This is a genomic window from Pseudoflavonifractor phocaeensis (assembly GCF_038439875.1).
In the GTDB taxonomy this organism is placed as follows: Bacteria; Bacillota; Clostridia; order Oscillospirales; family Oscillospiraceae; genus Vermiculatibacterium.
Genome location: NZ_JBCDMT010000002.1, coordinates 103104 through 116986, shown reverse-complemented (window position 1 = coordinate 116986; position 13883 = coordinate 103104). Strand labels below are relative to the sequence as shown.

Annotated in this window: 1 protein-coding gene (only partly in view); it reads right to left on the bottom strand. The window is 68.2% G+C overall.

The whole window is internal to an RCC1 domain-containing protein gene (locus AAEU42_RS03160) on the bottom strand: the coding sequence, 102660 nt in all, runs 68299 nt past the left edge and 20478 nt past the right edge, and what appears here is coding positions 20479-34361 — codons 6827 (complete) to 11454 (partial); the first complete codon in reading order (the gene reads right to left) occupies positions 13881 to 13883. Both the start codon and the stop codon lie outside the window.

Sequence of the window (13883 nt, the reverse complement as noted above, 5' to 3'; positions counted from 1 at the left end):
TTGCCCATGGCGCCCATGTCGCCCTTGCCGAAGGAGTAGACATAGCCGTCCCGGCCGATCACGGCGGTGTGATGATAGCCGGAAGCCACGGTATAGGCCACGGCGGAGAAGTAGGCCTGCTTGCCGGGGTACACGCCCTCGCTGAACTTGGTGGGCGTGGGCAGGGCCTCGTAGATGCTGGTGGTCCCGGCGGGGGCGTTGGCCAGGCTCTCGGCGTTGCCGATCTGGCCGTAGGTGTTCTCGCCCCAGGTGTACACCAGATTATCGGTACCCAGGACGGCGCTGGCGGTGGCGGGCACCTTCAGGGTGATGGCCGACACATGGCGGCCATAGGCGGAGATGTCCACGATGTTGTTCAGATAGGTCACGCTGCCCGTGGCGTCGGTCACCGTCACGGTGTCCTCGGGGCGGACCACCGCGCTGTCGGCCCGGACCCGGATGGGCAGGGTTGTGGAGACGGCGCTCCCGTCACCCAGCTGGCCGTAAGTGTTGTCACCCCAGGCGTAGACCGAGCTGTTGCGGCCCAGCGCCACGGAGAAGCTGTCGCCGGCGGAGATCCCGGCCATGGAGGTGAGATAGGTGCCGTCGTTGGGGATTCCGGCCGCGGCGGCCGCGGCGGCGTCCACCTTGACCTGGATGGGGGCGGCCTCGGAGACGGTGGTGGCGTTGCCCAGCTGGCCGGAGGCGTTGGAGCCCCAGGCAAAGACCGAGCCGTCGGACCGCAGGGCCATGGCGTGGTTCTGACCGCCCGAGATGGCAACCAGGTTGTTCATATAGCCGCCGCCGTTGTAGCCCCGCAGGCGCATGGGGTGGCTGATGTTGTTGCTGGTGTTGATGCCCAGCTGGCCGGAGGTGTTCTGGCCCCAGACATAGGCCTCGCCGTCGGCGGTGAGGACCATGGAGAAGTTATCGCCCGCCGCGGCCCGGATGGCGTTGGAGATGGGGTCGGGCTGGTTGTTCACGCCCCGGGTGAGGACGGGAACAGCAGCGTTCATCTTGGTCTGGCTCTCGCTCTCCATGTTGCCCAGCTGGCCGTAATCGTTGCGGCCCCAGGTAAAGACCCGGCCTTCCACCGTGACGGCCACACCGTGGTAGCCGCCGGCGGCGATGTGGGTGACGCGGTTGTCGTGGCCCTCCTCCGTGGGGAAGATGACCTGGACGGGCACAGTCTTGCTGCGCTGGTCGTATTCGTTGCGGCCGTTGTAGTCGAAGGGCAGGTTGGTGCCCAACTGGCCGTAGAGGTTGTCGCCCCAGGCCCACACCGTGCCGTCGGCCCGCAGGGCCAGGGTGAAGTCCCGCCCGGCGGCCACCATGGGCACGGCCACGCCGTCGTCGGGCAGCACGGTGACCAGCACGGAGCCGGAGTAGACATAGCTCACCCCGTCCTTCTCGTCGATGATGTAGAAGGTGACGGTGGAGCGGCCGAAGGCCCCGGCGATGGGCTTGATGACCAGCTGCTTGACCCCGGCGTTGGTCTCGATCTCGGCGGTGACCACCTCCGGGTTGGAGATGCTGATGAGGATGTTCTCACTGCCGTCCAGCTTGGTGATCTCGGTGTCCGCAAAGAGGTTGAAGCCCTTGTAGTCGATCTTGTTGATGGGATAGGCGCCGTTGCAGTCGCCCACATACCGCTCGCCGGAGCGCATGGTGATGGACAGCGGCGGCTGACCGGCGGCCGTATCGATCAGATAGGTCTGCTTGACGGAGCCGTCGGCCTGGTAGTGGACGGCATGGGTCAGCTCCAGGCTGCGGTACGGCAGGGCGCCCACCCGGACCGGGGCGGTACGGATGGTCTCGGTAAAGTCGCCGATGTGCTTCATGTTGTTGTTGCCCCAGGCGTACACATAGCCGGTGTTGCCCACCACGATGCCGTGGTCGTAGCCGGCGGTGACGGACTGCACGGCAGTCAGGTTCTTGTAGACCTCGTCGGCGGCGTTCTTGACGGAGTTCTCACCCGCCAAGGGCTGGACGGGCACGGGCTCGGCGGTGCCGGGGTTGGCGCTGCCGTTGGGGACCTTGCCCATCTGGCCCACGTTGTTGGCGCCCCAGGCCCACACCTGGGCCTCGGCCACGATGACGCCGGCCGTCCCGGCCACAGCCTTGGGCTCCCATCCCAGCTCGGTGAGGAGCAGGGATTGGGTCCCGCCGGCGGAGACGTGGGCGATGTTGGCGATGGCGCCGTCGCCGTAGGTCTTGGAGACGGGCACGGGCAGATGGCGCTCGGTGTAGGTGCCGTCGCCCAGCTTCCCGGCCGTGTTGTCGCCCCAGGCGTAGACGGTCCGGTCGCCCCGGCTGCCGTCGCTGTTGTAGATATTAGTGAGGGCCAGGATATGGCTGGCGCCCAGGTCGATTTCCACCACCCGGTCCAGCATGGCGGGCGCGCCGTTCAGGTAAGTACGGTAAGCGCTGCTGCCGAAATCCTTCTTGGTGTCGGTATCCAGCGTGCCCTTCTCCTCCCCGCGCCGCACGGTGACATAGGCGGAGCCGCTGTCGTTGAGGGCGCCCACCTGGACCGCGTTGGGGAAGGATTTATAGAGGACGGAGTTGTCGCCCAGCTGGCCGCTGCCGTTGGCGCCCCACATCCACACGGTACCGTCGGAGCGCAGGGCGGCGGAGGTGCCGGCGGTGGTGTTGGCGCCGGAGGCGGTGATCTGGACGATATGGGACAGGTACTCCCGGTCGCCCACGCTGCCGCCCACGCGGACCAGCCGCGGGGTGGCGGCGTACTTGTCCAGACCGGTGTCATAACCGCCCTGGCCCATGTTGGTGGCGCCCCAGGCCAGGACCGTGCCGTCCTTCAAAAGGGCCAGGGAGTGGCTGTGGCCCACGGCGATCTGCACCGCTCCGGTGAGGTAGCGGGTGCCGGTGCCGCTGTTTTCCATCCGCAGGCCGGTGGCGGAATCCACGGTGTACCAATAGGGGCTCTCCCCCGCCAGGACCCGCACGGGATGGGTCCGGTTGGTCAGGGTGCCGTCGCCCACCTGTCCGCGGTCGTTGTAGCCCCAGGCGTACACGTCGCCCTTGGCGGTGAGGGCCATGTTGTGGAAGTTGGTGGCGGCGCTCTCGTTCACCGCCAGGGCCACCACGGCATCGTTGTAGATGGCGTTGGCGGCGCCGTCGCCGTTCTTGGTCTTACGGTCGCCCAGCAGGCCCACGCCGTTGACGCCAAGCACCTGCATGGGGGTGTTGACCCGGCTGGTGTCGTAGGTCTCGGCATCGTCGTCGGTGGAGCCCTCGGGGACACGGACGTTCACCGCCGGGCCAAAGAGGGCCTCAAAGTAGGGCTCGTTGGCGGAGGCGGCGTCCTCCACCCACACATCCACCACATTGGTGCCGGTGAAGGCGGAGGCGGTGACGGCGCTGGACTGGCCGGCGTACCAATAGACCGTACTGATCGAGGTATTCTGGAACGCCCCGTCCTGGATGGCCTGGATGCCCTTGCCCACGGTGAGCCTGCTGGCCGTGCCGGAGGCAAAGCCGGTGCCCCCGTTTCCGGCGACAGCGATGACGGGCAGGCTGGCATAGCTCAGGCCCAGGTCGGCGGCCAGGCTCGGATCTCCAAAGGCGGCGGAGAAATCGCCGGCCAGCAGCATGGAGGGCAGCACGATGCTGTCCAGGCTCTCCCCCGCCGTGCTCAGGCCGGTGATGACCGGCAGGCCGGTGGTGTAGGTGGAGGAGTTGTTGAGATAGTCGTTGAGCACGGTGTAGAAATTCATCTCAGAGGCCCAGCCCGCCTCGCTGGCCCGGGCGGCATCCTCGTCGGCCTTGGCGGTCTCCCAGATGCCCACCTTGGCGGCCAATTCGGGCAGGCTGACGCTCAGTGTCTCCAAAACACCGGCGGCGGTCCCTGTGCCCAGGTCGCTCTCCAGTGTGGTCACACTGCTGGTATAGGCTGCCAGCGCGGTATTGACCGCGCTCATGTAGGTGAGGATGGCGTCGCCGGCGGGCACGCTGGCCAGGGCGGCGTCGAAGTCCGCCTTCGCGGCGGCCAGGGCCGCGTCCAGCCCGGCCCGGGCCGCGTCATAGTCGGCCAGGGCGGTCTGAAGGGCGGCGATGTTGGCGCTGGTCAGGCCGTTGGGGGCGTTCAGGGCCCCGATGGCGTTTTTCAGCGTGTCCAGGGCCGCCTTTTTGGCGGTCATGGCGGCATCCAGCGCGTTCATGATGGGCTCCACGATGCTGCCCTGCACCGTGGACTGGGCCAACACGTCGGCCACGGCGGCCAGAACGCTGGCCGCGTCGCCCAGAACGCCGTTCACCCCGGTCAGAGCGCTGGAGACCTTGCCGTTCCAGCCCAGGGCGTTGACGTCGGCCAGGGCGTTGACGGTGACGCCGCTGGCGGTCCCAAGCTCCTGCAGAGCCGTGGTGTGGGCGCCGCTGGCGGTCTCCAGGGACGTGGCGATGTCACCGGCGGGCAGGAAGTCCCAGGTAAAGGCGGAGAAGGGGCTCTCCTGCTCGGTATCGGTAGAGCTCTGGGCGTTGGGGTCCACGCCCAGGAATCCGGCGGTGTTGTCACCCCAGGCCCAGACGGTGCCGTCCATCTTAATGGCGAAGGAGATGCCCCGCCCGGCGTAGACCTTGGCGTTGGACACCCGGGCGTTCCCGTCGGTATTGGTCCCCTCGGGGTAGACGGTGACCTGGAAGGATCCGGTGAAGCCGGTGGCGGTGTCCACCGCGGTGATGGTGGCGGTGCCGAACTTCTCCTTCTCCAGATCGCCGCCCCCATCGGCGGGAACATAATGGTAGATCCTGGCGTCGCCACTGGGCAGCTTCTCCACCCGCAGGATGCTCTCGTCGCTGGAGTACCAGTTCAGGTCGGCGCCGGAGGCGTTGGCCTGGGTCATGTACCACTGGAGGTTGAAGCCCTTGTAGGTCTCCTCCACGATGGCGCTGCCGCTCACCGTGATCTCCTGGGTCCGGGTGATCTCCACGTTGACGGGCATGGGATTGGCGGCGTTATAGACCGCCGCCTTGCCCCGGGTGGCGTTTGCGGGGTTGTTGGCGATATTGGCGTCGCTGCCCACCGCGGCGGTGACGGCGGCGGTGGTGATCCGCATCAGGTCGTCCGCCTGGGCGCCCACCAGGTAGGGCAGCTCAGAGGTGGCGGCATAGCGGTTTGTGACGGTATAGCCGGAATGGGACCCACTTGCGCTGGCAGTGGTGTAGCGGTCGTTGATGGAGACATTGCCCACTTCGCCCACTTCGTTGCGGCCCCAGCCGTAGACGTATCCATCGGTGCTGACCATATAGCCGGTCTCTTTGCCGGCGGCGATCATCAGCACGTTGGTGAGCTTGCCATCCCCGTCCCCGGGGCCGATACCGGCGGAGACCGGGTGGCCCTGGTACATCATCTGGTCCTTGGACAGGGTCAGGACGGCGGCGCCATCCCGGTTGTAGAAGGTAACCGCGGCCAGATTGGGGGAGGTGTTATAGCTGTTCTGCTCAAAGTACAGCGAGTACTGGTCACCGGTATGGGTGCCGTCGCCGTATTGGCCGTAGGCGTTGGAGCCCCAGGCGTAGACCTTTCCGTCGCTGCCCAGGCTGTACCCGGCGTTGACGCCGGCGGCGATGCTCCTGCCCGTCACGCCGTCCGCCAGGACCACCTGCCTGGGGGACTGGATCTCTTCGTAATACTGGTGGACGCTGGGGGCGTGATGCCAGCCGTAGTAGTCGCTCCAATATCTGCAGTGGAGATACTGGAACAGCCAATAGGTGCCCCAGGTGTAGACCTGGCCGTCCATGGTCAGGGCGGTGCCGCTGCGGTCCCCGGCGGCAATGGCCTGGATGGGCAGGCTGCTGCCCAGGCTGTCCTTCACGTCCAGACGGGTGGGGACAGCCCGCTTGAGGGTGTCCTCCGCCGTGATCTGCTGGACCGTATGATAGGTGCTGGTGCTGGTGACGTTCACGTCGGCGCCGTGGGTGGTGTCGCCCAGGCCAAGCTGGTTGACGTCGTTGCGGCCCCAGACGTACATGGTGCCGTCGGAGCGCAGGGCCATGGAGAACTGGCTGCCCGCCTCAATGGCCACCACGTGGTCCAGATACTTGTAGCCGCTGGCGATGTCCACGGTGGAATAACTGTCGGCGGCCGCGTCGCCCCGGGTGACATGGGTGGGCAGGTCGTGGTAGCCGTAGCCCGTCACGTCGTCCAGGCCCAGTTGGCCGTAAGTGTCGGAGCCCCAGGCCCAGACCGTGCCGTTGGCGTCCAAAGCCAGGGCGTGATCCGCGCCGGCGGCCACCGCCACGATCTTGGGCATCACATAGCCCGCGCCCCGGTTCTCATCCAGGCTCAGGGAGAAGTCGATCTTGCGGGCGGTGAGGGCGGTGGTGCCGGGCACCACGTGCTCCTTGGTGCCCCAGGCCCAGACGTTTCCGGAGGCGTCCACGGCCAGGGTAAAGCCGTCGCCGGCGGACACGCCCACGATGTTCTCCAGGACGCCGCCCGTCGCCTGGCCCACGGCCACGGCGGCGCCGTTGGCGCCGGTGACGCTGTCCCGGTCAAAGACCTGGCCGCAGTTCGGGCACAGCAGGGCGTGGCCCACGCCGGGGGCCCCGTCGGTGCTCTCATGGCAGAGGGTGCCGCAGGCCGGGCAGACGTAGCCCATCTCATGGACCAGGGCCGGGAAGGTGGTGGAGGTCTGGTAGCCGGTGCCCAGCTGGCCGGAGGTGCCCAGGCCCCAGGCCCAGACGGTACCGTCCGCCTTGAGGGCCACGGCGTGCTGATAGCCGCTGTCCACCATGGGGGCGGTCTTGTCGGCGGGCCGCTGGCCTGCCGTGCCCAGGGCGGCGCTGGAGATCAGGCCCACATAGACCTGGAACATGAGAATGTAGCTCTTGCCGTCCAGCTCGGCCCGGACCATGATCTGGGTCCCCCCCGCCTGGGTGCCGGCGGAGACTGTGAGGCCGTTGGCGTTGATGGCGGCGGAGGCGATGCGCCCATCCCCCACCGTCACGCCGGTGAGGGTCAGCCCCGCGGCGGGCGCGTCGCCCGCGTTGCGGTCCACCAGGTCGAAGCCGCTGAGATAGCGGGCCTTCAGATCACCCATGGGGATGGTGATGGTCTCGTCGCTGGCGATCCGGATGATTTCGGTGCCCAGGGGATACTGGGCGCCGCCCACCAACATCTGGTCAGCCAGGACCAGAGTGGTCTCATCCTCGCCGGCGCGGACGGGATACATATAGGTATAGTTGGTGCCGTCGCCCTGCTGCCAGTTGCTACCGTAGCCGGAGGACCAAACGGTACCGTCGGCCTTGAGCATAACGGTGTGCTGGATCCCGGCGCCCACGCTGCGGATGGCGTTGAGGTAGCCGGTGTCGTCGGACAGGCCGGAGACCACGTACACGGGGGTGGTCCGGGGCTGCTCGGCGGGACGGGCGTCGGCGCTGTCGGCGGTGTAGGCCGTGACGCCCAGCTGGCCATACTCGTTCTCGCCCCAAGCGTAGAGCTTGCCGGAACCGGCCACGTCGCTGTCGTACTCGGTGACGGCGAAGCTCTGGTTCCCGCCGGCGGCGATGCCTACGATCACCTCGCCCCCGTCGGCGTTGCTGCCCAGCCAGCCGTTGGGATAGGCGGCGGTGCCGGAGGCGTCGGAATCGGCGGTGCCCCGCACCCGGAGGGGGGCGTAATTGGCCGGGGTGTTCACATTGGACCAGATGCCCAGCTGACCCTGGCTGTTGTCGCCGAAGGCGTAGACCTCGGTGCGGACGGCCAGGCCGGTCTCCTCCACCCGGACCAGGATCAGGGTATGCTTCGCACCGGCGGCGATGGACACCACGCTGCGGGTGTAATCGTCGTCGGACTGGCTCTCGCCCTTGAGGGTGAGGACGGGCAGGCCCCGGTCGGCGGTGGTGCCGTCGCCCAGCTGGCCGTAAGTGTTGCCGCCCCAGGCCAGCACCCGGCCGTCGGTCCGCAGGGCCACGGAGTGGTCCCCGCCGGCGCTGATGGCGGAAATGCTGCTGAGGTAGTCGGTATCGGAAGCGCTCTGGCCCTTCAGCACGTGCTGGGGCACGAAGGTGGAGGTCATCGGCGCGGCAGAGGCGCTCTCGCCCTGGGCGCTGGTGCCGGTGCCCAGCTGATAGGCGCTGTTGGAGCCCCAGGCGTAGACCTCGCCGCCGGTGTAGCCCGCGTTGCCGGCATCCGCGACCACCTCGGCGCCCTTGGTCAGGGCCAGGGTGTGGCCGGCGCCGGCGGCCACGGACACGAAGAACAGCTCGTCCAGGGCGGTGCCGTCATTGGCGGCGGTATCCACCTTGGCGGCAAAGGTATGATAGGTTGCCCCAGTGGTGCCCACGGTGTCGTAGCCCAGCTGGCCCAGGGCGTTGTCGCCGGTGGTCCAGATGTGGCCGTCCACGTCCAGCATGACCAGATGGCGGTCGCCGGCGGCGATGGAGACGATGTTGCCCAGATAGTGCTTCATGCCGTCGGCATAGCTGGTCATCACCTGGGTGGGGGTGGAGTGGGTGACGAGGGTGCCGTCGCCCAGCTGGCCATAGGTGTTGTCGCCCCAGGTCCAAACGGTGCCGTCGGAGCGCAGGGCGGCGGAGAAGCCCTTGCCCGCCACCACCATGGGGGAGGCGTTGGTCTGCTTCTGGGTCACGGTGATGTTGACGATGCCGGTATGGCCGGAGATGGTGTTGGTCACCCGGACGGGCACCAGGCCGTAGCTGCCGCCCACCGCTTCCACCTTGGCGCCGTTGGCGTCGGGGGTGACGGTGGCCACGGCGGTCTCGCCGGAGACCCAGTTGAGGGACTGCTGTCCGGCGGACAAGCTCTGCACCAGCACGGTGCGGCTGTTCACCAGCAGGTTGAAGCCGGAGAGATAGACCTCCAGCAGGTCGGTCCGCTCCACCCGGGCGTACTGCTCCTCGTTCATGACCACGTTCTTGGGGGCCACGGGCTCACCGGTGGTGGTATCCAGGGTGTACTGGTAGATCTTGACGTCGTTGCCGGAGGCGACGTCGTACACGGTGACCTTGCCGGGCACCAGAGTCTTGGCCTCCAGATCGCCCACCACGGCGGGCTCGGCGGTGATGAGGCCCGTATAGGCCCCGGAGCCGTTGTAGCCGGCGTAGATGCTGTGGGCGCCCAGTTTGTAATTGTTGTTGGAGCCGGAGGCGTAGACCTGGCCGTCAGCCCGGACCATCAGGGTATGGCCCATCCCGGCGTCCAGGGCGGTGATGCCCTGCATATAAGCCTCGGCGGCGGCGTTGAAGCTGTCGCCCTTGCGCATGAGCTGGGCGGTCTTTACGAACTCCACGCCGGTGGCGGTCATGCCGTCGGAGGTCTGGGCGGCGTTGCTGGGATCATACCCGGTGCCCAGCTGGCCGTTGGCCTGATAGCCCCAGGCGTAGACGTTGCCGTTGTCGGTGACGGCGAAGCCGCTGTCCTGGCCCAGGGAGACCTTGGCCCCCGTGGTCAGCTCCACCGTCTCCCCGCTGGCGGGGTCAACGACCTGGAGGCGGGTGGGCACGGTGATGTCGCCGGTGTCGGCGGACACGCCGCTTTGATATTTATCGTTGGCGCCCCAGACGTAGACGCTGCCGTCGCCGCCCACCGCGGCGGACTGGTAGGCCCCGGCGGCGATGTACTTCACCCCCGTCAGGACGGTGGAGCTGTCGCTGCCCAGGGAGAGCACGTCCTGATAGACACAGCTGTCCACCACGGTGACGGTGCCCTGGGTGGGATCGCTGGGATCCACAGGCTCTTCGTGGGTGCTGGCCACCAGCACCCGGACCGTGGCGCCCATCCCGTCGGAGACCTGCACGGGGGTGGGCAGGGCGCTGGAGGCGGCGGAGCCGCCGGAGAGCACGTACAAGGTCTGGCTGGTGTAAGCGCCCGCGTTATAAGTGGCCAGGGCGTTATAGGCGTCGTAGCCGGACGCGGCGGTATCCGCCACGTCGTAGACCTGGGGGTCGGCGGCAAAGGCGGTGCCCAGCTGGCCCCGGCTGTTGCCGCCCCAGGCGTAGACCGTGCCGTTTTTCAAGGCCAGATAGTGCTCCTGGCCGGCGGCCACCTGGCTCACGCCGTCAAAGTAGGCGCCGGGCGCGGTCTCAAGGTGGACCAGGTTGTCCAGGGTATCCCGGCTGCCGGTCCACACCTCGCCGTTGCTGTCCAGAACGATAATGTTCCCGCCCCAGACGGAGATCTGCTGGACAGTAGGCGCCAAAGTCACCTTGGTGGGCTCGTCCACCAGGGCGCCGTTGATCTGGCCCCAGGCCCACAGGCTGCCCGCGGTGTCCAGCGCCAGGGTGAAGCCGTCGCCCGCCTGGGCGTCCTTCACCAGCACGGGGTTACCCACGGCGTCGGTCCAGGTGACGAGGCGGGGGTACTCGAAGTGGGCGGTGCTGTCGCCGGGGACGGCCTGGCCCTTGTCGTTGAGGCCCCAGGCGTAGAGCTTGCCGTCGCCGGAGACCGCCACGGAGTGGTCCCGCCCGGCGGAGACCTGGGGATCCTGGAAGGCGGTCTTGTCGCTGTAAGTCACCGAGATCTGGCCGGTGACCACCTGGCCGTTGGCCAGGGTGACGGTGATGGTGACGATGGTGGTGCCCGCCTTGTTGCCGGGCGCGGTGAGCAGACCGTTGGCGTCAATGACGCCCACGGTGGTGTCGCTGGAGGTATAGCTCACGGTATAGCCGCCGGTGAGGGTGTTGCGGTAGCCGTCGGTGTAGAGGTTGAAGCCGTCGGAGTACACCAGGGCCAGGGCGGCGGTGTGGAGCTGGAGCTTCTGGGCGCTGGCGGGGGCGTTGACGCCCAGGGCCAGGGTCACCCGCTCGGGCACGTTGTTGCCCATGGAGTAGACATACTCCACGGCGGTGGTCCCGTCGGCGTTCAGCACCGTCATCTTGTCGGGCTTGATGGACAGATTGGAGGCCTCTCCCGCCCGAACGGGCAGGTAGCTGTCGGTGTAGGCGCCGTGGCCCAGCTGGCCCTCCGCGCCCCGGCCCATATCCCACACGGATCCGTCCTGCTGATAGAGGACGCTGTGGTCGGCGCCGGCAGAGACGGCGATGACGTTTTCGGCGTAGCTGGTCAGCGGCGCGTCGTAATTGTAGCCGGAGACCACCCGGGCGGCGTTGTACTCGTTGTCCACCACGTGGTTGTTGCTGTTCTGGGTGGCGGCGTAGCCGTTGCCCAGCTGGCCGGCGGTGTTCCGGCCGAAGGACCACACGGCGGTGTCGGCCCCGGCCAGGGTGCCGGCGGCCACCAGACCGTGACGGCTGCCCGCGGCCACGTCCTGGACGCCCTCCACCCGGTTCACGCCGAAGCCGTTTTCATCGGCGGTGACCAGGTAGGCGGGGTGGTACTCCGTCTCGGTGAGATAGCCGTCCCGGCTGGTGAGGGTGCCGAACCGGAGGGCGTGGTGCCCCTCGGTCTCCACCACGGTGAAGTCGTCGCCGGCGTCCAGATCCATCACGCCCCGGAGGGTGAGATGGGGGTCCGCGCCGCCGTTGCCGCTGTCGGTGTTGCCGCCCATGGTCACGGCCCGGGCGGTGGTGGCCAGAGCCAGGCCGTGGCCGTCCTTGGCCATGTCGCTGCCCAGCTGGGCCCCGTCGTTGCGGCCCCAGGCGTAGACGGTGCCGTTGCCCTTCAGGGCCACGGCGTGGTTTCCGCCGGCGGCGATGGCGAACACGTCCTGAAGGCGGCCGTTGATGTCGCCGGTGTTCTCAAAGGCGCCGGTGGCGCTGGCGCCGGAGAGGACGTACTGGGGCAGGCGGTTGCCCGCGTCGTTGGCGGAGCGGACGCCGCCGGTGCCCAGCTGGCCGTACGCGTTGCCGCCCCAGGCCAGCACATGGCCGTCGGCATCCAGGGCCAGGGCGAAGGAGCTGCCGGTGTTGTTGTCATAGGCGGAGCTGGCGCTGATGGCGATGATGCCGTGGAGATAGGCGTCGGCGGGGTCGGCCTCATCCTGGCCGCCCATCAGCACCGGCTGGGCGAAGGTGGAGGCGGCGTTGGTGCCGTTGCCCAGCTGGCCGCTCTGGTTGTCGCCCCAGGCCCACACGTGGCCGTCGGCGTCCAGGGCCAGGGCAAAGTAGGGGCCCGCGGCCACGCTGATGATATTGTTCAGGGGGGTGCCGTTGGCATCCTTGACCACCTGGACGGGCACGTTGCTGCCGCCGGTGGCGCCGTTGCCCAGCTGGCCGGAGCCGTTCTCGCCCCAAGTCCACACGGTGCCGTCGGAGCGCAGGGACACGGTGAAGTTCCGGCCCGCCGCGGTGGCGGGGGCGGCCAGCTTCACGGAGACGTCGGGGGTGGCGGCCTGGACCGCGTCGTTGTCCTGGAGGACGGTGACGTGGATGAGGCCGTACTCCGTCGTATTGGCGGTGTCGTAGCGCACCAGGATATTGGTCTCGCCGTAAGCGCCCGCCACGGGAGTGACCAGAATGCTGCCGCCGGACAGGGCGGCCACGGCGATGTTCTCGTTGCTGGAGTACACCGTCACGTAGGCGGGGTCCAGGCCGCTGAGCAGGGCCGTGCGGCTGCGCTCGTTGGCCGTCAGGGCGTTGGTGTCGTCCACGTCGGCCGCGTTCTCCAGCCGGAAGCCTGTGACCAGCTTCATGGTCACCGCGGTCAGGTCCACCGTGAGGGTCTGAGCCGCGTTCATGGTGACGTAGGAGGCCTGGCGGCCGATGGAGACGCTGGTGCGGGAATTGCCGCCGGCGGGCAGGCTGAGGGCGCCGTTGAGGTAGAGGGTATAGCTGTCCTCGCCGCCCACCCGGGTGGCGTGATAGCGGTTCATGGCGTTGCCGTTGTCGGCGGCGGAGGTGTGATAGCCGTCCAGGCCCCGGTCGTACCCGCTGCCGGCGGTGTCGGGCAGGTCCAGGTTGCCGTAGCCGCCCAGCTGGCCGTAGTTGTTGAGGCCCCAGGCGTAGACGGTGCCGTCGTCCCGGATGGCCACGGCGTGGGTGTCGCCCACGGTGACGGACATGACCTTGTCCAGCAGGCTGCTGTTCAGGTCGGTGTTGTAATAGTAGATGCCGTTATGGACGCCGGTGGTCTCTTTCTTCACGGAAACGGGCACGCCGGTGGAGGCGTCGGCGGCGCCGATACCCAGGAGGGAGTTCACCACGTCGGTGACGTTATTGCGGCCCATGGCGTACACGGTGCCCAGGTTGTCGGTGAAGAAGGTCTGTCCGGCGTGGGCCGTGACATGGGCCGCCCGGCCCGCGCCGTCGTCCAGCCAAGTGGCGGACACCTGTACCGGCAGGCTGGAGCGGGTGGTGCTCAGGCTGGCGGAGGGGGCCACCTGCTGGACGTCGTTGAGACCCCAGGCCCAGGCATTTCCCTCTCCGGTGGCCGCTACGGCATGCTCCGCGCCTGCGGCGGCGGTGATGGCGCCCCGCAGGTATTCGTCGTGGGTCAGGATCAGGCCGGAGGTCCCGTAGGGGGTGTCCTTGCCCATGGCGCCCCGGAGGATCAGGCCGGGCATGACCTGGACCCGGGTGGCGGCGGAGTCCACCGTCCCCTTGCCCATCTGGCCGTTGTTGTTGGCGCCCCAGACGGCCACGGAGCCGTCGGCGCGCAGGGCCAGGGAGTAATTGTACTCGGCGTCGATGGACACCACGGTGTCCAGCCAGGGCTGCTCGGTGACGCCGCCGGCCAGGCTCCGCACCCGGATGGGCAGGGTCACGTTGCTGCGGACGTTGCTGGCGTTGGTGTTGTTGCCCACGCCCAGCTGGCCCCAGGCGTTGCTGCCCCAGGCATAGACGCTGCCATCCTCGGTGAGGGCCAGGGAGTGGGCGGCGCCGGCGGCCAGTCGGACCACCGACTTGTTGTCAAAGGTGACGTTCAGCGGAGCGGCGGAGTTGCTGCTGACCAGGTTGCCGTTGCCCAGCTGGCCGTTGGCGTTGAGGCCCCAGGCGTAGACCCGGTTGACGCTGCCGCCGTCCGT